This window comes from Roseivirga sp. (genome assembly GCF_034669765.1).
In the GTDB taxonomy this organism is placed as follows: Bacteria; Bacteroidota; Bacteroidia; order Cytophagales; family Cyclobacteriaceae; genus Roseivirga.
This window is the reverse complement of the sequence record NZ_JAXMOQ010000002.1, coordinates 692,928-713,092: the sequence shown is the minus strand read 5'-3', so window position 1 is coordinate 713,092 and position 20,165 is coordinate 692,928. Positions and strand designations below refer to the sequence as shown.

Sequence of the window (20,165 nt, the reverse complement as noted above, 5' to 3'; positions counted from 1 at the left end):
GACCTGATAATACATCTTGTACAACCTGCCATTTGAACTCTTCTGAGTAATAATCTGGCTTCTTGAGAATCCTGTTTTTAGTTGACTTTTCCATAAGATTATAGTCAACCTATTTCAGGACGATACACACGATGCTGTCCCCTTTTTTATCCCGAAGCTTCGGGAGGGCTAGGGGGCTGTCAACCCGTTTTTTCGCCATTGTTGGTGTTCTTCACCAACAAACAACCTAGACTAACTTCTATCAATTATTCACACTCATATAAGTGTAGCCCATTTGATCTAGGGTAATCAATGCAGTTTTGGCCGATATAGCGAGGTCAATATCCTTCATTACGTTTTCTTCTGGTACTTGCCTGAAAGCCAGTACTTGCGCGCATACGTAAAATTCGATTCCCTCCTTTTTCATTTCCTTAATCACCGCTATGTTTGGATTGGGTACACCAAATTTGGCTTGATAGGCTTCATCATTCAAAATGCCTTGTATGGCACTGCCATGAATCACTACCGCCACCTTTAGCTTCTTTTTCGGAACTCCGTTGGCAATATTTAGATTATAAGTTCTGGCCACTTCATTAAGTGTACTCATTACCTGTGTGGAGTCGTAAACCTTATCAGTAACATCTATGGCTATTTTGTATTCAAGGTCTTTGTTATAATTAAGTGCTTTGGCTTGGGTTTTTACAACGCCCACCATAGGATTGAAATCAAAAACAGGATAGGTCATTTTGCCTTCTAAATACTCAGGCAACTGCGCTAATAATAGCGTTGGGAAAAGAAAACAGATTAAGAGGAAGCTAATTTTTTTCATGGCATTTAAGCTAGGTAATATTTTTTAAATTATGTACGAACAAACTGATTTAAGTCAGTTTATTCATTGACAGTTATCATTAGGGGACTGATAGAATCAAAGTAGATTTGTCATAAATATGATAGATATGAAAAAGCTTTTGCCCCTGTTTTTGTTTTTCCTGCTGGTCTTTAGTTGCTCAGAAAAACTATATGTAACCTCTGACCAAGAAAAAGGCATAGATTTCACTCAATATAAAAGTTTTGCTTGGGCCGATGGGCAGGAAAAGCCTGGGAAATCGAACCCCATGTTTGATAATGAATTGAACCGTAAGCGAATCATGGAGGCGGTTGAAGTGGAGATGAAAGCCCTCGGTTTTGAAAAGACAGACGCAGCACCTGATTTGATGATTGACTTTCATATTGTGATCGATCAGAAAGTGAGCTCTCTGACGCATAATGATTACCCATACGATGTCAAGTATTGGTCGGATTATCAGATTGAGTCCTATACTTTCAATCAAGGCAGCATTGTGATCCACATGATAGACAATAAAAAAGAACTTTTGGTTTGGCAGGGGATAGGCAGTAAAACCCTGAATGATGTTCCCCCTAAAGACGCTGAAGAAAAAATCAAGAAAGGCGTAAAAGCCATTATGGCCAAATTTCCTACAGCAAAAAGATAATTGACTCCATACTAAAAATGCCCTTGTTGATGGTCGTCATCAGCAAGGGCATTTGTTTTTTCTAAATGTTAATTTGGTTCATTGTTTAGTCTTTAAACTTATAGGTACTCACGTAATCACCTACTTCCCCATTATACAATACCACATGAGTTGTCTTCTTGACGGGATGTCCCTTTTTATGGTATTGGTATGTATAAGTGTTTGTGCTTGAGACTTCACCTTTGTTGTTTTTTATTTGCATTTGCCCTGGGTTATTTTTGCTCAACTTTATAAGCGGATTAAAAGGATTAATCGTAAACATATTGTCTCCATTGATCCTATCATCATAGTCGCTATAAGTAAAAACAGTAAGGAGTTTAGCCTCGTCTCCGTTGGAAGTATAATAGTATAGGCGCTGTTCGGTTATATTACCCTTTTCATCGTAATCATAACTTTCCCCACTTACCGGAGTCACTCCGCCCTCTTCTGGAATATCTTGATATGTGACAGACTTGGACAACCTTCCTTGTTCATTGTATTCAAAAGTATGAAATTGATTGAGTCTCGAATAAACATATTCATCTGTTCTTGCGATTTTGTCATCAGCGTATGTATAGACCATTCTCCATCCGTTATCAACATGAGACTCTATTAAAATACCTTCGTCATCATAGAAGTAGACTTGAGTTGATTCGCCCCAACTTTCGTCTGAGTACTTAGAGACCATGTAAATTCTGATCAACCTATACTGACTATCAAAATAAAGTGTTCGACTATAATTCAATTCCGAATATGTCTCTGGTAAAAGACGTTTTTCAGGGACCGTACTATCATCTGATGAGCACGATGAGATGGCTAATGTGAATAAAAGCATCAGCCTAAATGACCATTTAGGTGTATACATATGATTTAAAAATTTGGGTTTTTGACCTGCTAATTCCTTGAAAAGAAACTAACAATGATCCCTAGACCCAAAATCAAAATGCAAGGTTGGAGGGAGGAGACAATATTTTGAAAAATTGATTAAGCCTCCTTACCTCAAAGCCTCCCACAACACTTCCACTGGATGCTTGGCGATTCTGCTCGTGCCATCTTTGATTTGATGACGACAACTAGTGCCTGCAGCCGCAATGATCACTTCTTTGGGTTGCTGTCGCACCGCAGGGAAGAGCACCAGTTCACCAATCTTCATTGAGACCTCATAGTGCTCCTTTTCATAACCAAAAGAACCTGCCATACCACAGCAGCCCGAAGCAATCATGTGTACCGTGAAATTCTTAGGCAACGAGAGCATTTTCTTGGTAGGTACCATAGACGAAAGCGACTTCTGGTGGCAATGACCGTGCACCTTAATTAGCCTAGTCTCCGTTTTGAATTGAGCAGAAGTAATATTCCCTTTATCAATTTCTTGCGCCAAAAACTCTTCAATGGTAAATACATGTGCCGAGAGTGTCTTTGCTTTTTCCTGCAATTCGCCCCGTGTTAAGCTCGTGTATTCATCTCTGAAGGTCAGAATAGCGGAAGGCTCAACACCAACCAAAGGTGCATTGGCATTCACTAGCGCACTGAATTGTTGAACATTCTGTTCTGCCAAAGCTTTGGCTTCGTCCAACAACCCTTTAGATAGCTGGGGGCGACCAGAATCGGCATGAGGGACAAATAAGACTTCATAGCCTAGCTTGTCTAATAGCTTTACAGTGGTTTTACCAATTTCTGCATCGTTGTAATTGGTGAATTCATCGCAGAAAAAATAGACTTTACGGTTGGAAGCTTGAGGCTTAAATTCCTTTTTCAGCCATCGCTCTAAAGGCTGCTTAGCCAAAGCAGGCATGCTACGTTCTTTTGCAAAACCAGCAATAGCCTTGGCAACATTCCCCGTTAGGCGGTTTCCGAACACTAAATTATAAGCCCATGGCGCTTTGCTCGCCAGCTTCATACCTTTAGAAAAGTGTGCGATCTGTTTGGTACGGAAAGGGATCCCATTGCTTTTGTGGTATTGATGTTGCCATTCGCCTTTTAGCTTGGCCATGTCCACGTTGGAAGGGCATTCCGAAGAACAGCCTTTGCACGATAGACATAAATCCATTACCTCCTTAATCTCTGGATTATCGAAAGGGTTAGCGTCTGTGGAATGAGTGAGAATTTCGCGCAGCATATTGGCCCTGGCGCGTGTAGTGTCTTTTTCATCACGTGTGGCCATATAACTAGGACACATCGTTCCGCCACTCAGTTCTGTTTTTCGACAGTCACCCGAACCGTTACACAATTCAGCCGAACGCAATATGCCTTCATGTTCCGAAAAGTCAAATGTGGTGTCAAATTCAGGAGTGACTTGATTTTTTTCGTAGCGTAAGAAAGTGTCCATCGGAGGGGTGTCCACAATCTTGTTGGGGTTGAAAATGTTCTCAGGATCCCAAATGCGCTTCATTTGCTTTACCAACTGATAATTGTGCTCACCAATCATCTGAGGCAGAAACTCACCGCGCAAACGTCCGTCTCCGTGTTCACCAGAAAGTGACCCCTTGTATTTCTTTACCAAAGTGGCAATTTCTTCGGCAATAGTGCGGAAGAGTCTTTGGCCTTCTTCCGTCTTTAAATTAAGAATAGGACGCAAGTGCAATTCACCCGAACCTGCATGTGCATAATGCACTGCAAACAATCCATACTTGTCAAGGATTTGGTTGAATTCACGAATGTAGGCGGGCAAATCTTTAACATCTACTGCGGTATCTTCAATCACAGGAGCAGGCTTGGCATCGCCCGGAATATTCGACAGCAGTCCCAAGCCTGCTTTTCGTAAATCCCAAACCAGTTTAATTCCATCACCTTGAACTACAGGATAAGCGTATCCATGATTAGAGGTTTTTAGCTCCGCGATGAGTGTATTCACTTTATCATCTGCTTCGGCTTCAGTTTCGCCATTTAGCTCCACCACCAAAATGGCTTTCGGATCGCCTTGAACAAAGAATCGATTGGCCTTGTACATGGCGTTTCGTTTGGTAGCTTCCAAAATATAGTGATCCATCAACTCACAAGCCGAAGGTGCATATTTTAGCGCGACTAAATTAGCCCGAAGGGAATCATCAATAGTTTCAGAATGAATACAGACCAAACGTTTGTGATTGGGAGGGAGTGGGGTGAGCTTTAGTTTGGCTTGGGTGATAAAACATAAGGTACCTTCCGAGCCTGCTATTAAGCTACTAAGATTAAAAGGTTCACCGTTTTCGGTAAATGGCTGCTGCCGTAAAAGCATATCAAGCGCATAACCGTTATTTCTTCTGGGTACATCTGGTTTCGGGAAACCGTCAACTATTTCTTTCTGATTAATGGGCTGCTGCAACATCTCGACTGTTTCAGCATAGATTTTACGCTGAAGTGATTTGTCCTGATTTAGCAACTGATCTGCATCCATTGGGCCAAAAATAGCTTCGCTACCATCGGCTAAAATAGTTTTTACTTCAAGTAAATGCTCTCTAGTACTTCCGTATACGACTGAATTTGAACCGCATGAATTATTGCCAATCATTCCGCCAATCATAGCACGGTTGGCGGTAGAGGTTTCTGGTGCGAAAAACACTCCGTATTGTGCTAAATGTTTGTTGAGATCATCGCGAACGATTCCGGGCTCTACCCATACATAACCTTCTTCATTATTGATTTCCAGTACTTTCCCAAAGTGTTTTGACATATCTACAACAATACCGTTGCCTACAACTTGACCAGCCAATGAGGTGCCTGCTGTTCTGGGAATTAATCCTATTTTATTCTCCCGTGCAAAATTAACCAAGGTTATAAGGTCCTTTTGGCCTTTAGGAATAGCGACAGCCAAGGGAAGTTCACGGTAAGCAGAAGCATCAGTAGCGTAAAGTTTTCGCGTGGTGTTATCGGTGAATAAGTCACCTTGGAGAGCAGATTGAAGCGCATTCAAATTCATAGACGCAAATTAATTGATTCGTGTAGAATTGAGGCTTTTGTTTCGAGTAATTAATTATTGATTCAACTTTGATTGATCAGTGCTATTGAGAATTACATAATTCTTTATTTTATCTCTGGGTTGAAACAATTGCTTAATACTTTAGTTCCAACCCTATAATTCTCAATTTTGTCAGTTCAACTCAAATATTTAACATCTGAAACTCCTCTTGAAGAAAGGATAGCCTTGCTATTGGCCGACCGTGATAGAACGGCTGTAGGGCTGATATACCAAAACTATTCATCAATTTTATTGAATGTAATTTTGAGGGTAGTAAAGTACGAGGATGTCGCCAAAGATGTACTTCAAGACGCTTTATTAAAAATATGGCGTAATTCTACTAATTTTGACCCATCGAAGGGTAGTTTGTTTACTTGGTTAGTGAGAGTTTGTCGTAATGCAGCCATTGATAAGACACGGTCTAAAGATTTTAAGCAAAGGCAAAAATCTGAACAATCAGTTGACCTCGTATTTATATCGGACACGTTTGGAAATGAATCAGAGGTGAATGATGGTTCTGTAAGGGAATTGATATTTCAACTACCGGAAAAACAACGTACACTGATAAGTATGTCGTTTTTTGAAGGGTATAGCCATCCTGAGATTTCGGAACGATTAAGTATTCCTTTGGGAACAGTGAAAACGCGCATAAGGATGGCGTTGCAGCATTTAAGGTCAATAGTAGAATGAATATTCAAGAGTACATAGCATCAGGAGTTTTGGAATCTTATTGGGCGGGTGAGCTTAATGATGAAGAGATGCAAGCCGTGGATGCAATGGCGGCACGCTATCCTCAGGTGGCCGATGAACTTGATGAGTTAAGAAATGTTTTAATTACTTTGGCCCGTAGCCAATCTTCTTCTGGTGATAACACAGTAATTGATTTAGTGACGAATACTATCCGTGATGAGGAAAAGGAGGCTTTTTTAAGAGCCATTGAAGAGCCTGATACACAAATAAAGAAGATTAGAGTAATCCCTCGGTGGTCGGCAGCAGCGGCAGTTTTGTTGTTTCTGAGCATTGCATTTAACGTGTACTTCTTCCTTAGAATGCGAAGCGCGAAAGATGATGTTCGTAAAATAGCCGCAGAGAACTCAAAAATGGCTTATGAAATTGAGTCTACCCAGCAAGATTTGGGTTATGCCGAATTACGAGTAGCGCACTTTTTAAATAATGATAATATTCATGTGCGTTTAGATGGTTCTGAACTCTCACCAAAATCATTTGCCAATGTTTTTTGGGATAAGAATACAAATGCAGTATTTATCAGTGTAGATAATTTACCTGAACCACCAAAAGGTCATCAATATCAACTTTGGGCCATTAAACCAGGTCAAGCGCCAATTGATGCTGGTATTTTTGATCATAATCAGTTGGTTCAAGAATTAAAAGTGATCAAAGGAAGTGTTCAAGCTTTTGCCATCACCCTGGAAGAAGAGGGCGGTACGCCTATTGCCACGGTGGATCAAACCTATGCCAGAGGTTTTTTGAAAAAAAGTTAAGCCTCAAAAATCTATAGCCATCTCTTTGGTCGTAGTTAGGATGAATTTAAACTAAAACACGTTCAAATCATTCTAATTATGAAAACTCAAAAATTAAGAAATCTAATTTTAGGTACAGTTGTAGCTTTGTTTGCTACTATCAATGTTGCCAAAGCTCAGTCAAAAGACATCGTTGATTTAGCAGTTGGTAATGATAACCTAAAAACGCTAGTAGCTGCAGTAAAGGCTGCAGGCTTGGTAGAGACTTTGAAAAGCACTGGTCCTTTCACCGTTTTCGCTCCAACCGATGCTGCTTTTGCTGCTTTGCCTGCTGGAACTTTAGAGATGTTGCTAAAACCAGAGAACAAAGATAAGTTAGTAGCAGTGCTCACTTATCACGTTGTTTCGGGTAAAGTAATGTCAACCGACCTTTCTAACGGTCAGGAAGCAGCTACAGTGCAGGGAGAAAAAGTGAAAGTAATGATGTCCAATGGTAAAGTAATGATCAGTGGAGCTACTGTTGTAGCTGCTGACGTGAACGCCAGTAATGGAGTAGTACATGTGATTGATAAAGTGATTTTGCCACCGAGCATGATGAAATAGTTCATGGTTCATTTTGGTTATGTTGATTTGGCCCTCGATGAGAATCGAGGGCTTTTTTGTTTAATGGGGAAGTTGGAACCTTGAGTTTACTAGGGTGTTAGTTAATTGAAGTTTTATTTTAGCCTCAATTGTTTTAAATAGTAACTCAAAGCATGTCCATGAAAATTATTGAATGCCCAAGGGATGCCATGCAAGGTCTCCACGATTTTATACCTACAGCAACCAAAGCGGCCTATGTCAATCAACTGCTGAAAGTTGGTTTCGATACCATCGACTTTGGAAGCTTCGTATCGCCCAAAGCCATCCCGCAATTGCGCGATACAGCTGAAGTTTTAAATCGGCTAGATTTGTCTAAAACTAAGTCGAAATTACTCGCCATTATTGCCAATACAAGAGGGGCGGAGGATGCTGTGAATTTCGAAGAAATCACCTACTTGGGATTCCCACTTTCCATTTCGGAACAGTTCCAAATGCGGAACACAAACAAGTCCATTGCAGAAGCATTAGTACAGTTGGAGGCGATCCAGAATCTCTGCATGAAGCACAATAAAAAACTGGTGACTTATGTTTCCATGGGCTTCGGAAATCCGTATGGAGAAACCTTTAATGCTGAAATAGTAGCTAAGTTCGTTGAAAATCTTGTTCAACTTAATGTTGAAATAATAAGTTTATCTGATACGATAGGAATAGCTGATTCACAAATGGTTAAAGAGATTTTTAAAAACAGCATAACTGCCTATCCAACTACGGAAATAGGGGCGCATTTCCATTCTACTCCTCAGAAGATTGTTGAGAAGGTGAGCTCGGCTTACCATGCCGGTTGCCGCAGATTCGACACGGCAATGAAGGGCTTTGGTGGTTGCCCAATGGCGACAGATGCACTGACGGGTAACATCGATACCGAAGTTTTGGTGCGTTATTTTGATGAGCAAAATGTGGAGTTGGGTTTAGATCGAAAGGCTTTCTCAGAAGCCATGATGATGGCCAGTGAAGTGTTTCCCACTTAGCATAAATTATCAATAACTTTGATGAAGTCCATAAGCTTGATATATTCGAAAATGATCCGCAATATTTTTTTAATAACCTGTTTAGTCTTGAGCACATTTTCTTCAATGGCTTGGCAAACTGACTTTCAGGTAAAGGAAAAAACGCCTGTTAAGATTGAAAGCATTTTCAATAAACTGATTGATGGTAAACCTGAAGAAGTAGGGATCAACTCGGCTGCTTTGGAGGCTGGTATTCAGTCTATCATTCAGCAGGCTTTAGATTCTGGTGCCTTTCCAGGTTGTCAGCTATTGATTGCTAAAGATGGTATTGTATTCTATGAGAAGTCATTTGGCTATCATACTTACGATCAATCTATCGAAGTTAAGAACAGCGATATCTATGATTTGGCTTCGGTAACGAAAACTACCGCAGCCACCTTGGCGCTGATGAAACTGCATGATGAAGGTAAATTTAGTTTGGAAGAAAACTTCGGCTACTATTTCCCCAAAATAGCCAAAGGCGAAAAGGCTGATTTGCCGATTCGGGATGTTTTAGCACATCAGGCAGGATTAAAAGCGTGGATTCCCTATTGGTCTGAAGTGCAGCGCAAGAACGGCAAATACAAATGGAATACAGTTAAGTCAGATTCCTCCAAAAGATTTCCATACCGCATTTCAGAAACCGGTCTATTTCTACACAAGGATTTTAAGGAAAAGAAGATTTACAAAATGATCAAGCGCACGAAGGTGAGCGATGACAAGAGTTATCTCTACTCTGGTTTGCCCTTTTATTTATTCCCAGAACTGGTGGAAAGGGAGTCTGGACAAGCATTTGATTTATTCTTGAACAATAACTTCTACAAGCCATTGGGCGCGGAAACATTGGGTTTTAAGCCTAAAGAAAGGTTTTCGTTAGATCGAATTGTTCCGACCGAAGTGGATGACTTTTTCAGAATGGAAACATTACATGGCGATGTGCATGACGAGGGAGCCGCTATGATGTTGGGGGTTTCGGGCAATGCTGGCTTATTCTCAGATGCTAGAGATTTGGCCAAAGTATACCAAATGCTCTTGAATGGGGGAGTGTATGATGGAAAAGAATACTTGAATGCGGCTACGATTAAAGAGTTTACCGATTGTCAGTTTTGTGAAACAGGTAACCGCAGAGGTTTAGGTTTTGATAAGCCATTGGTTGATTATAGTTTCTCAGCCTCTAGTGTAGCGCAACACGCCAGTCCAGCAAGTTTTGGACATACGGGCTACACTGGAACTTTCGTTTGGGCAGACCCTGCTACTGGGCTCTTATTCGTCTTTCTTTCCAACAGAGTCAATCCAACAAGAGATAACAGCAAAATCTATCAACTGAATGTTCGTCCTAATATCCACAACTTGGTGTATAACCTGCTAGAAGAAGGAAGCTACGGCTTAGGGCAGCGGTAATTTGAATTTTCAGGAACCACAAAGAGCGCTAAGTATCGCAAAGCATAAATTAGGATCGTCACTGCGAGGTGTAGGCCATGCGTTAGCAATGGACTGCAACGCGGCACTCTCAATGTAATCAAACCAACCTAAACTCTTTCCCAGGCAAAGGCTTAATGTAACCTGCAAACTCCATTTGTAATAGCAGAGAAGCCAATGTGCTCATGTTCAATTGACTTTGCCAGCAGAGCTTATCAATGTGCATTTGCTGTCCATTTTTCAACAAAACCTCAACAATCGCTTTTTCGTCACCTTGTAAATCCTTATACCTTAATTCTGGATTTTTGGCTTGGGTGCTTTCTTGGACATCCCAGTTGAGGGCTTCTACCACATCTTGAAACGAAGTGAAAATTGAAGCTTTCATGTTTCTAATCAATAGATTACATCCTTCCGAATAGGTATTTCCAACTTCACCGGGTACGGCAAAAACTGGAATATCATAACTATCGGCAATATTGGCTGAGATGAGTGCACCTCCTTTTTTAGCCGCTTCCACCACAATTAGCGCATCCGACATTCCAGCAATTACCCTGTTTCTGGCAGGGAATAAACGTGCGTCAGCTTCGGTGCCAATCGGGTATTCACTGATCAGGCCACCATTTCCCAGCATTTTTAGGGCTGTATTTCGATTGCCAGAAGGATAAATCTTATCCAACCCACAAGCCATGGCGCCAATGGTAGGTAATTGCTGCTTTATTGCGGAATCATGTGCCTTTACATCAATACCATAGGCCAAACCCGAAATGATGGTGGCTTCCTGTGGTGATATCTGTGCTACAATGTCTTCGGTGATTTGTAAGCCATACTTTGTCGCCCTGCGAGTTCCTACAATCCCAATGGTTCGAGGTGGGTTGAGTTCTACTTTACCTACAGAATAGAGTAAAATAGGGGCGTCCGAGATGTTCATTAACCTTTTTGGGTAATGCGCTTCTTTGTAGTAGTGGATTGAAATGCCTTTTTTGATGGAGTCTTCAATGATCTTTTCTGCCTTTACCAGAAGCTCCTTTTGGTTAGGAATCAGCGCAGATAGCTTTGGACCAACGCCCGGTATTTTTGAAAGTTTGCCTTTGGTGGCATTGAACACCTGTTGCGGGGTAGAGAAGTAGTTAATGAGTTGCCTTGATAGGGAAGGGCCAATTTTAGGGATAAGCGACAAGGCTACTTGATGTAGCTTGTCTTGGTTCATGGCAGTTGGCTTTTCATTTCTTCTAAAAAGCCCCGAATTTTCTTTAATGAAGTAATCATTTCAGCATCGGTGCTGATCGTTTCTTTATGATTCTTGATATGCTCTTGCGCACCTTGGAGGGTGTAGCCCTTCTCCTTTACTAAATGGTAAACGAGTTTGATCTTTTTTAAGTCTTCTTGAGTGAATTTTCGATTGCCTTTTTTGTTCTTTTTTGGGCTGATGAAAGTGAACTGACTTTCCCAGAACCTGATCAACGAAGTTGCTACGCCAAGTTCTTTGGCTACCTCGCCAATGGTGAAGTATTTCTTTTCTATTGGTTTCTCTTTGTATGGCATATCAACGGGTTATGAAAAGAAGTACAAGGATTACTTTAAGCTTACCAAAGGGTCGCTATTTCAAATGTAAAGAATTCAAACAGAATATTTAAACCCTTTTTCGAATATCAAATGGCCGTCTATGCTTAGCGATAAGAATATGAACCCAGCGACTGATTCTCTATAGAAGAAAGTCTCAAGATTTCTTCATACTCAGCAGCATTCAGATCTTTAAAGAAGTAATTAATGGGGTCTTTGGCTACGCCATTAATGTGCACTTCATAGTGCAAATGAGGTGCCGTAGACTTTCCTGAATTCCCAACATAGCCTATGACTTCACCTCGTTTTACCTTTTGTCCAGGGCGAACAGCAAATCGGCTCATGTGGCCATAGAGTGTTTCGTAGCCAAAACCGTGATCGATAATGATATGCTTACCATAGCCAATGGTACTAGATGTGGTTTTAGAAACAACACCATCACCAGTGGCATAAATAGGGGTGCCTTGCTCTGCAGAGAAATCACTTCCGTAATGCATTCTTTTTACCTTAAAAATAGGATCGGTTCTATACCCAAAACCCGAAGAGAACCTTCTCAAATCTTTGTTAGATACAGGTTGTATGGCAGGCATTGAAGAGTAGAGACGTTCTTTGTCCAGTGCCAGTGCCATTACTTCATCATAGGACTTGGTTTGGATATACATCTTCTTTTTTACATTGTCTATCTTCTCTAGCGCACTGACTACTAGGTTCTTATTTTCCATGTCACTCTCTAGGAGTTGGCGGTAACGTAAAGCACCACCGGAGCCGGCTTCTCTCACCGTTTCAGGAATAGGTTCAGCTTCAAAAACGACACGATAAACGTTATCATCTTTTTCTTGAAGCACGCCTAACATGGCATCCATTCCGTCCACCTGATCCTTCATCAGGTCGTAATAAAGCTTGAGTTCGTTATTTTCTTCTTTTAGAGCAGCCTCTTTTGGGGAATCGAAATATTGACCGAGCACCACAATAATGCCCACAGAGAGCACCAGAGCTAAGGATAAGAAGCCGAGAGCGTTAATAACCACATCGCGCTTTTTAACTTTGATGCGCTCGTATTTACAAGTCTCGGTGTCGTAGTAATATTTTATTTTTGACATTAAGAATCCTTTTTGAAATTCTCCTAATTTTGTGCCCTTACGATTGGGAACACAAAGTTTCCTTCAAAGGTACAAAATTAAGCTTTAGCTTAAACGCAAATAATTCATCTGAGATGCAATCAAAAGAAATTAGATCGAAATTTATCGAATTTTTCAAGTCAAAATCCCATCAATTTGTGCCTTCAGCGCCATTGGTGATTAAAAACGACCCAACCCTGATGTTCACGAATGCAGGGATGAATCAGTTCAAAGACCTTTTCTTAGGCAACTCAAAAGCAGATTATAACCGTGCGGCCAATAGCCAGAAGTGTTTGCGTGTTTCTGGAAAACACAATGATTTGGAGGAAGTAGGCATTGATACCTACCACCACACCATGTTCGAAATGTTGGGCAACTGGTCGTTTGGAGATTATTTCAAGAAGGACGCCATTACTTGGGCTTGGGAATTACTAACCGATGTTTATGACCTGCCAAAAGACAGATTATACGTTACCGTTTTTGAAGGAGATAAATCTGAAGACCTTGATTTTGACCAAGAAGCCTTCGATTTATGGAAGCAATACATTGACGAAGCCCGTATTTTGGGTGGAAATAAGAAAGATAACTTCTGGGAAATGGGCGAAACGGGGCCTTGCGGGCCTTGTTCCGAAATTCATATCGACTTAAGGTCAGATGAAGAAATAGCCAAAACACCAGGGAAAGACCTTGTGAATAATGACCATCCACAAGTGGTGGAAATTTGGAACTTGGTTTTCATGCAATACGATAGAAAAGCAGATGGCCATTTAGAAAGCCTTCCTGCCCAGCATATTGACACAGGAATGGGCTTTGAGCGTCTTTCAATGGCTTTACAGCAGAAGGGCTCCACTTATGATACGGATGTATTTACGCCACTGATTGATTACATTGCGAAGCAATCAGGTGTTGCATATGGTACTTCTGAAAAAACCGATATCGCTATTAGAGTAATTGTAGACCACATTCGTGCGATTTCTTTTGCCATTGCTGATGGTCAACTGCCTTCAAACAACAAGGCGGGTTACGTAATCCGAAGAATCTTGAGAAGGGCAGTGCGCTACGGCTACACCTTCCTCAATTTTAAAGAACCATTCCTATATGGCCTCATGCCAATTTTAGCAGAGCAGTTCTCTGGCGTTTTCGATGAACTTGTAAGTCAGCAAGAGTTTATTGCTAAGGTGATCAAGGAAGAAGAGGCTTCATTCCTCAGAACGCTTGAAAACGGTCTTAAACGATTAGACCAAGTGCAGACCAATATGAAAGCCGAAGGAACGGATGTGATTGATGGTCAAGTAGTTTTTGAACTGTACGATACTTTCGGTTTCCCAGTAGATTTAACGGGACTGATTGCGAGAGAAAATGGCTTGAGCATTGACGAGAAAGGCTTTACGGAAGCCATGGCTGTACAAAAGCAGCGCTCAAAAGCAGATGCTGCTCAAGTAAAAGGCGATTGGATTCAAGTGTCGGAAGAAGAAACTTCTGAGTTTGTCGGTTACGATGAAGTTGCTGTAAAAACCAGAATCATCAAGTACCGCGAAATCAAAGAGAAGAAAGGAACTGTGTATCAGTTGGTGCTTGACCAAACGCCTTTTTATGGTGAAAGTGGAGGCCAAGTAGGAGACAAAGGGATGTTGAAGAATGAGACCGAAACCATTAAGGTTTTAGATACTCAAAAAGAGAATGACCTGATTGTTCACTTTACAGATCGGATTCCAGCCCAGCCAGAGGCTGAGTTTGAAGCCATTATTGATTCATCAAGAAGGGAGTTGATTAAGAACAACCACTCTGCAACTCACTTGTTGCACTCTGCTTTGCGTCAAGTACTTGGTAACCATGTGCAGCAAAAAGGATCCTTGGTTTCAGATAAAATATTGCGTTTCGATTTCTCACATTTTGCGAAAGTAGAACCGGAGCAAATCGAAGAGATTGAAAGAATTGTGAATGACCATATTCGTCAGAATATCAAGCTGAACGAGCAAAGGAACGTACCCATTGAAGAAGCCAAGAAGTTGGGGGCAACAGCCCTTTTCGGTGAGAAATACGGTGAGTTTGTTCGCGTCATCACTTTCGATCCAAGTTATTCGGTAGAACTCTGCGGAGGAACCCATGTGGCCGCAACAGGTCAAATAGGGATGTTTAAAATTACTTCAGAAGGAGCAGTAGCGGCAGGTGTGCGTAGAATTGAAGCGGTATCTGGCCCTAAGGCTTTCGATTTGGTTCAGGAGCAAGATAAGTTGCTGAAGGAAATTAAGGAAATGCTGAAAAGCTCGAACGACCTGGCCAAGGCCATTAGTTCCCTGATGGAAGAAAGGCAAAAGCTGAACAAGGAATTAGAAACTTTGCATGCCAAGCAATCTGGTCAACTGAAAGAAGAGTTGGTGAAGAAGATTGTTGCTGAAAAAGGGTTGAATGTGATCATTGAAAAAATTACCGTTCCGAATGCGGATGCCGTGAAGAAGATCTCTTTCGAACTCAGAAACGAAGTTGAAAACCTGTTTGCCGTACTGGCCGCTAATGTTGATGGTAGCCCGCAAATCGCGATTGTGCTTTCCGACAATGTGGTAAATGACAAAGGCTTGAACGCTGGTGTAATGATCAGAGATTTGGCCAAAGCCATCAAAGGTGGAGGAGGCGGACAGCCTTTCTTTGCTACCGCTGGCGGAAAAGACTTGACTGGTTTGGATCAGGTAATTACTGAAGCCAAAGCAAAACTTGCCGGTCTTGAGTAGTATTCAAGAAAAATTATATCAATCAGGTTATAAGTCGGTTATAGGTCTTGAGGTTCATGTTCAGTTGAATACGGAGTCGAAGATATTTTCTTCCGACCCAAATGACTTTGGCGCTGAACCGAACACGCATGTGAGTGTGGTTTCTTTGGCACATCCAGGTACTTTGCCTGTGTTGAATGAGGCGGTTTTAGAAAAGGCGATTAAGATGGGATTAGCTTGCCAATCTGAAATTACGGAAGTGAATCACTTCGCCAGAAAGCATTATTTCTACCCAGATTCCCCGAAGGGTTTTCAGACTACCCAAGACAAAACGCCCATTTGCGTGGGAGGGAAGATAGAGTTGTTTGGGGAGCAGTTAGAGAAGCCATTCGTGCAATTGCACCATATTCATTTGGAAGATGATGCTGGGAAGTCCATTCATGATGAAGGGCCCGACACACTAATTGACTTGAACCGAGCGGGTACGCCACTGATTGAAATAGTGACCGATCCCGATATGAGCCTTTCCGAAGAAGCTGCGGCTTGTCTTCAGGAAATCAGGTGTTTGGTGCGTTACCTGAAAATCAGCTCTGGAAACATGGAAGATGGGGAATTGCGTTGCGATGCCAATATTTCGATTATGCGGCTCGATGCCAAAGAGTACGGGGACAAAGTGGAGGTCAAGAACATGAACTCCATTAGTAACGTAAAAAGGGCCATTGACCACGAGCTGGAAAGGCAATTGGAAATGGCTTTGAAGGGTGAAGCGATTGCGGTAGAAACGAGAACCTTCGACCAAGTTTCAGGAACTACGGCTGGAATGCGTTTTAAGGAAACCATGAACGATTATCGTTACTTTCCTTGCCCAGATTTGCCTCCAGCGATTGTCACTCAGGAGATTTTGGATGAGATTGCCTCAGAAATGCCTGTCCTTCCTTCTGTACTTAGAAGAAAGTTTACAGAAGTTTATGGTTTGGCAGCCTACGATGTGCTTTTGCTTACCGAAGAAGCTGAAACCGCTTACTACTTTGATGCGTTATGCAATGGGAACTCAGCGTATAAGGCGGCTGCGAACTGGATCAATGGCCCAATAAAAGGCCTGTTGAACGAAAAAGGAATTGAACTTTCTCAAACCAACTTGACAGTTGAGCGACTAAGTGGCTTGATTAATTTGGTGGAAAGTAACCAAGTAAGTTTTTCTATTGCCTCTCAGCGTATATTACCGAGGCTTTTAGAAGAAGAAACCACGGCTTTGGAACTAGCACAGTCACTTGATTTGTTGATGGTGGCTGATAGTGGTGAGCTGTTAGACTTGATCAAAGAAGTCTTAGTATCTTTGCCCGACAAGGTGAAGGCTTACCAAAGTGGTAAAAAAGGTCTGCTTGGGCTCTTTATGGGCGAAGTAATGAAGAAAAGTGGGGGCAAGTCCGATCCAAAGAAATTAAAACAATTGTTAGAAAAGGAACTTTCATAGGTATGACATTGAAGAAAAATATTGCGATTGTATTGGTGTTATTGATCATCAGTGCTTGCTCTGCTTCCAAAAATGATGGAATGGTCAGGGTTTCAGGTGTGATCAAAAACCCGATTCCGCAAGGAGAAATCATTTTGGAGAAGTTTGAGGTAGGTCAGGTGGTGCCCGTAAAAACGGTCAATGCTGATACTGATGGAAATTTCGAAATAGAGACTGAAGTTACTGAGCCAGGTTTTTATCGCATCAATGTGTATGGCCAGCAGTTTGAAATCTTAGTATTGGACAAAGAAGATATTACCATTACTGCCGATGGCCAAGGTGGACAAATGATTGAAGCCAAAGGATCTGAAGACCTAAAACACCTTGCTCAGGTGCAGGACTTTATGGAAGAGTATTCTTATGTAGTACGTGATTTTAACGAGCGTTACAGCAAAGCGCAGCAATCGGGTGATAACCTTAAAATGGAAGAGCTTGTAGAAGAAGGTACCGCTTTGGAAGCTGGTAAGGTGAAGAAGCTTAAAGCCATGGCTTGGAAAATGGACGGTTCAATTGTGCCTTTAATGGTGACCGATTATTTCCCTGATAAATCTCAAGAATATCAGTTTTTAGATAGCCTAGGTCAGAAACTACAAAAGGAATTGCCAAACTCAAGTCAGGTAGAAATGTTTGTTGGCAACTTGGCTTACTTTAAGCCTGCAGTACAAATGGGGGATGTAGCCCCTGAAATTTCTTTGCCTACTCCCGATGGTAAAGTCATTAACCTTTCAGACTTGAGAGGGAAGTACGTTTTGCTTGATTTCTGGGCGGGCTGGTGTGGCCCTTGCCGCAAGGAAAACCCAAATGTGGTGGCCATGTACAACAAGTACAACAAAGATGGATTTGAGGTATTTGGCGTGTCCTTAGACAGAACCAGAGACAAGTGGGTGGATGCCATTGCTGAAGACGGTTTAATCTGGCCTTCACACGTTTCTGACCTTAAGTACTTTCAGTCGGCTGCAGCCATGACCTACAAAGTGAATGCGATTCCTTTTGCCTTGCTTTTAGACCCAGAAGGCCGCGTCATTGGCAAAAACCTAAGAGGTAAGGCACTCCAAAATAAGCTTGCGAGCCTATTTGAGTAATTTCCTTTTCTCTTTTTTAGAAGAAAACATCAAAACCAGTTTTCCTGAATGTAGGGAAGACTGGTTTTTTTAGTTATTAACTATTCCATTTTTTGATTCCTTCACATCCTTCGGGTGGTTCACAAACAGAAAGATAAAGCTCAGTGCGAAGATCATATAAAGCACAGTGAATGCTACCATATATTCCCAATGCATGGTAATGGTGGAGAGCATTTTGAGCAAGGCAAAGGCACCTACTACAAAGTGCATAAGGTTGCCCATGGCTACGGGTTTGCCATAAATACCGCCCATTAAATTATCCTTCGCCATCCAGTTTAGCATGGCAAAACCAAGGTAAAGGGCACCCAACAATTGCGTGGCAAGTTCCGTGTATTGGTCTGAACCCATATTTAAAAAGACCGCGACCTCTTGCGGCATAAAAGCAAGTGTGACACCTATAAGGCCTAAAAATAGGGCCGTGATCATCATAAGTATTTTTGTGTTCATCTGCTTGTGTATAGGGTTTAGGATAAAGGTACTCGCTTTTAGCTAAAGAGACGCTAAAATCCATTAAGCGGATGGAATCCACTGCCAATAGAATTTTTTACCGCTGTTCGTAGCGTCTCGCTGCGAACTTATTAGATTAGGAGTTAGCCCACATTCCCCAAACTATTTAGAAAGGCTAATCTCACCGAAATCTGTTGGTCTTCTGCCACTCAAATCATTTCGCTTCACAAGGCAGTAGAAATCATCTAGTTTAGTACTAGACCTTAAATATCAATTATGAAAAAACAATGGAAACCATTACTCCTCGCAGCATTTTTAGTACTCGTTGCCTGTGAGCCCAAACAAAAAGAGGTAGGAGATATGACCGAAGCCGAACTGACAGAATACGCCAAAGGAATTCATGAACGTGTGATTACACTTGATACGCACGATGACATCAATACTTCCAACTTTACCGCAGAGAAGAATTACACTCAACGCCTTTCCACTCAAGTAAACATTCCTAAGATGGAAGAAGGGGGCTTGGACGTGTCTTGGATGGTGGTTTATACTGGCCAAGGTGACTTAACTGAAGAAGGGTATGACAAAGCTTATGAGAATGCCGATGACAAGTTCAAGGCCATTCACAGACTGACAGAAGAAATTGCGCCAGATAAAATTGGCTTGGCACTTACTTCGGACGATGTACGAAGCATTGTGGCTTCTGGAAGAAAAGTAGCCATGATTGGCGTGGAGAACGGTTATCCTATCGGAACCGATATTTCTAGAGTAAAAGAATTCTACGAGAGAGGCGCGCGCTACATGTCTTTGGCGCATAACGGACACAGCCAATTGAGCGATTCTAACACAGGAGAGCGCGATAGCGTTTGGCTGCACAATGGCTTGAGCGATTTAGGCCGTCAGGTAATTGCTGAAATGAACAAATGGGGAATCATGATTGACCTTTCGCATCCTTCTAAAGTAGCGAACATGGAAATGATGAAGCTTTCAAAAGCGCCTGTAATAGCTTCACATTCATCTGCTAGAGCGATGAACGATGTAAGTCGTAACCTTGACGATGAGCAATTGATGATGTTGAAAGAGAATGGTGGTGTAATTCAGACAGTGGCTTTCAAAAGCTATGTAAACACGGATAAGAACAGCGCAAGCAGTGCAAAAGTGCAAGAAGTAACAGCCAGAATAGCTGAAGAGAATGGCTTTGAAATGAAGGATAGATCTGAAATGAGAGGAATGGATGCCGAAACAAGAGAGGCATACATGACTGCATTGGCGGACTTTAGAGAGAAACATGGAGATGCGATTGACAAAGAAGCAAGAACAGCAGCACCTGCCGTAAATGTGTCTGATTTCGCAGACCACATTGACTACCTAGTGAATAAGATAGGTTTAGAGCATGTAGGTATTAGTTCCGATTTTGACGGTGGAGGAGGAGTTGAAGGCTGGAATGGCGCTGAAGAAACTTTCAACGTAACCTTAGAATTGGTACGTAGAGGCTATACTGAAGAACAAATTGGAATGCTTTGGAGCGGAAACTTACTTCGCGTTTTAGACGAAGTACAAGCGGTAGCTAAGCAGATTCAAGGAAAGTAAGAATCATTTTTGGTTTATAATTGTAAAGGGCAACTGTGAAAACGGTTGCTTTTTTGTGTCTTAGTGATTCCGCTAATAAGAGGTGTTTAAAGTTGATCTTTAGATGTCCAAAACCCATGTTGAGCTATTCCCCTCTCATAATAGGAGTTAGGGGAG

General features: G+C 41.7%; 17 protein-coding genes. 10 read left to right on the top strand and 7 right to left on the bottom strand.

Annotation, left to right across the window (positions count from 1 at the left end; all coding sequences use genetic code 11):
* Window positions 1–241: 241 nt before the first annotated feature.
* A complete protein-coding gene (locus tag VOI17_RS06060; protein ID WP_323756348.1) occupies window positions 242–808 on the bottom strand; it encodes a DsrE family protein in 567 nt (188 codons plus the stop codon).
* 127 nt (window positions 809–935) lie between these two features.
* Between VOI17_RS06060 and VOI17_RS06055 the strand changes: the two genes are divergently transcribed.
* Entirely contained in the window at window positions 936–1,472 is a 537-nt protein-coding gene (locus VOI17_RS06055) for a DUF4136 domain-containing protein (RefSeq protein WP_323756347.1), read from the top strand.
* Window positions 1,473–1,557: 85 nt separating this feature from the next.
* Here VOI17_RS06055 and VOI17_RS06050 read toward each other — a convergent pair whose 3' ends face one another.
* Complete coding sequence (locus VOI17_RS06050) at window positions 1,558–2,355, bottom strand: hypothetical protein (RefSeq protein WP_323756346.1); 798 nt, start codon at window positions 2,353–2,355, stop codon at window positions 1,558–1,560.
* A 129-nt stretch (window positions 2,356–2,484) separates the two neighbouring features.
* Window positions 2,485–5,385: an FAD-binding and (Fe-S)-binding domain-containing protein gene (locus tag VOI17_RS06045; RefSeq protein WP_323756345.1), complete on the bottom strand. Its 2,901-nt coding sequence runs from the start codon at window positions 5,383–5,385 to the stop codon at window positions 2,485–2,487.
* A gap of 168 nt (window positions 5,386–5,553) precedes the next feature.
* Between VOI17_RS06045 and VOI17_RS06040 the strand changes: the two genes are divergently transcribed.
* From VOI17_RS06040 to VOI17_RS06020, 5 genes are all read left to right on the top strand, one after another.
* Window positions 5,554–6,114, top strand: coding sequence for an RNA polymerase sigma factor (locus VOI17_RS06040; RefSeq protein WP_323756344.1), 561 nt, complete (start codon window positions 5,554–5,556; stop codon window positions 6,112–6,114).
* On the top strand, window positions 6,111–6,926 hold the full coding sequence (locus tag VOI17_RS06035) for an anti-sigma factor (RefSeq protein WP_323756343.1): 816 nt from the start codon (window positions 6,111–6,113) through the stop codon (window positions 6,924–6,926). The genes VOI17_RS06040 and VOI17_RS06035 overlap by 4 nt, the downstream gene beginning before the upstream one ends.
* Window positions 6,927–7,004: 78 nt before the next feature.
* Window positions 7,005–7,508, top strand: a complete 504-nt coding sequence (locus VOI17_RS06030) for a fasciclin domain-containing protein (RefSeq protein WP_323756342.1) — start codon at window positions 7,005–7,007, stop codon at window positions 7,506–7,508.
* Window positions 7,509–7,666: 158 nt separating this feature from the next.
* Window positions 7,667–8,515 carry a hydroxymethylglutaryl-CoA lyase gene (locus tag VOI17_RS06025; RefSeq protein ID WP_323756341.1) on the top strand — a complete coding sequence of 283 codons (849 nt, stop codon included), beginning with the start codon at window positions 7,667–7,669 and terminating at the stop codon, window positions 8,513–8,515.
* Window positions 8,516–8,602: 87 nt separating this feature from the next.
* Window positions 8,603–9,934, top strand: coding sequence for a serine hydrolase domain-containing protein (locus VOI17_RS06020; protein ID WP_323756340.1), 1,332 nt, complete (start codon window positions 8,603–8,605; stop codon window positions 9,932–9,934).
* A gap of 118 nt (window positions 9,935–10,052) precedes the next feature.
* Here the strand turns inward: VOI17_RS06020 and dprA are convergent, their stop codons facing one another.
* The 3 genes from dprA to VOI17_RS06005 all read right to left on the bottom strand — a co-directional run bounded on the left by dprA (window position 10,053) and on the right by VOI17_RS06005 (window position 12,612).
* Window positions 10,053–11,159 carry a DNA-processing protein DprA gene (gene dprA, locus VOI17_RS06015; RefSeq protein ID WP_323756339.1) on the bottom strand — a complete coding sequence of 369 codons (1,107 nt, stop codon included), beginning with the start codon at window positions 11,157–11,159 and terminating at the stop codon, window positions 10,053–10,055.
* The gene (locus VOI17_RS06010) at window positions 11,156–11,494 is read right to left on the bottom strand and encodes a MerR family transcriptional regulator (protein ID WP_053224189.1); all 339 of its coding nucleotides are present in this window, start codon (window positions 11,492–11,494) and stop codon (window positions 11,156–11,158) included. The genes dprA and VOI17_RS06010 overlap by 4 nt, the downstream gene beginning before the upstream one ends.
* Window positions 11,495–11,619: 125 nt before the next feature.
* Window positions 11,620–12,612 (bottom strand): M23 family metallopeptidase, encoded by a 993-nt coding sequence (locus VOI17_RS06005; RefSeq protein WP_068418571.1) that lies wholly within the window; start codon window positions 12,610–12,612, stop codon window positions 11,620–11,622.
* 113 nt (window positions 12,613–12,725) lie between these two features.
* On the opposite strand from VOI17_RS06005, the gene alaS reads away from it, so the two are divergent.
* From alaS to VOI17_RS05990, 3 genes are read left to right on the top strand one after another with little or no spacing between them, the layout of a single operon-like run.
* Window positions 12,726–15,359, top strand: a complete 2,634-nt coding sequence (gene alaS / locus VOI17_RS06000; RefSeq protein ID WP_323756338.1) for an alanine--tRNA ligase — start codon at window positions 12,726–12,728, stop codon at window positions 15,357–15,359.
* Window positions 15,352–16,812: an Asp-tRNA(Asn)/Glu-tRNA(Gln) amidotransferase subunit GatB gene (gene gatB, locus VOI17_RS05995; protein WP_323756337.1), complete on the top strand. Its 1,461-nt coding sequence runs from the start codon at window positions 15,352–15,354 to the stop codon at window positions 16,810–16,812. The genes alaS and gatB overlap by 8 nt, the downstream gene beginning before the upstream one ends.
* Window positions 16,813–16,814: 2 nt before the next feature.
* Entirely contained in the window at window positions 16,815–17,933 is a 1,119-nt protein-coding gene (locus VOI17_RS05990; protein WP_323756336.1) for a TlpA disulfide reductase family protein, read from the top strand.
* Window positions 17,934–18,002: 69 nt separating this feature from the next.
* On the opposite strand, the gene VOI17_RS05985 is transcribed toward VOI17_RS05990, so the two are convergent.
* Complete coding sequence (locus VOI17_RS05985; protein ID WP_323756335.1) at window positions 18,003–18,419, bottom strand: hypothetical protein; 417 nt, start codon at window positions 18,417–18,419, stop codon at window positions 18,003–18,005.
* A gap of 276 nt (window positions 18,420–18,695) precedes the next feature.
* Between VOI17_RS05985 and VOI17_RS05980 the strand changes: the two genes are divergently transcribed.
* Entirely contained in the window at window positions 18,696–20,009 is a 1,314-nt protein-coding gene (locus VOI17_RS05980) for a dipeptidase (protein WP_323756334.1), read from the top strand.
* Window positions 20,010–20,165: the final 156 nt, after the last annotated feature.

Coding starts and splice junctions, on each gene's coding strand:
- VOI17_RS06060 (WP_323756348.1), bottom strand. CDS start 808: ATGAAAAAAATTAGCTTCCTCTTAATCTGTTTTCTTTTCCCAACGCTA.
- VOI17_RS06055 (WP_323756347.1), top strand. CDS start 936: ATGAAAAAGCTTTTGCCCCTGTTTTTGTTTTTCCTGCTGGTCTTTAGT.
- VOI17_RS06050 (WP_323756346.1), bottom strand. CDS start 2,355: ATGTATACACCTAAATGGTCATTTAGGCTGATGCTTTTATTCACATTA.
- VOI17_RS06045 (WP_323756345.1), bottom strand. CDS start 5,385: ATGAATTTGAATGCGCTTCAATCTGCTCTCCAAGGTGACTTATTCACC.
- VOI17_RS06035 (WP_323756343.1), top strand. CDS start 6,111: ATGAATATTCAAGAGTACATAGCATCAGGAGTTTTGGAATCTTATTGG.
- VOI17_RS06030 (WP_323756342.1), top strand. CDS start 7,005: ATGAAAACTCAAAAATTAAGAAATCTAATTTTAGGTACAGTTGTAGCT.
- VOI17_RS06025 (WP_323756341.1), top strand. CDS start 7,667: ATGAAAATTATTGAATGCCCAAGGGATGCCATGCAAGGTCTCCACGAT.
- dprA (WP_323756339.1), bottom strand. CDS start 11,159: ATGAACCAAGACAAGCTACATCAAGTAGCCTTGTCGCTTATCCCTAAA.
- VOI17_RS06010 (WP_053224189.1), bottom strand. CDS start 11,494: ATGCCATACAAAGAGAAACCAATAGAAAAGAAATACTTCACCATTGGC.
- VOI17_RS06005 (WP_068418571.1), bottom strand. CDS start 12,612: ATGTCAAAAATAAAATATTACTACGACACCGAGACTTGTAAATACGAG.
- alaS (WP_323756338.1), top strand. CDS start 12,726: ATGCAATCAAAAGAAATTAGATCGAAATTTATCGAATTTTTCAAGTCA.
- VOI17_RS05990 (WP_323756336.1), top strand. CDS start 16,815: ATGACATTGAAGAAAAATATTGCGATTGTATTGGTGTTATTGATCATC.
- VOI17_RS05985 (WP_323756335.1), bottom strand. CDS start 18,419: ATGAACACAAAAATACTTATGATGATCACGGCCCTATTTTTAGGCCTT.
- VOI17_RS05980 (WP_323756334.1), top strand. CDS start 18,696: ATGAAAAAACAATGGAAACCATTACTCCTCGCAGCATTTTTAGTACTC.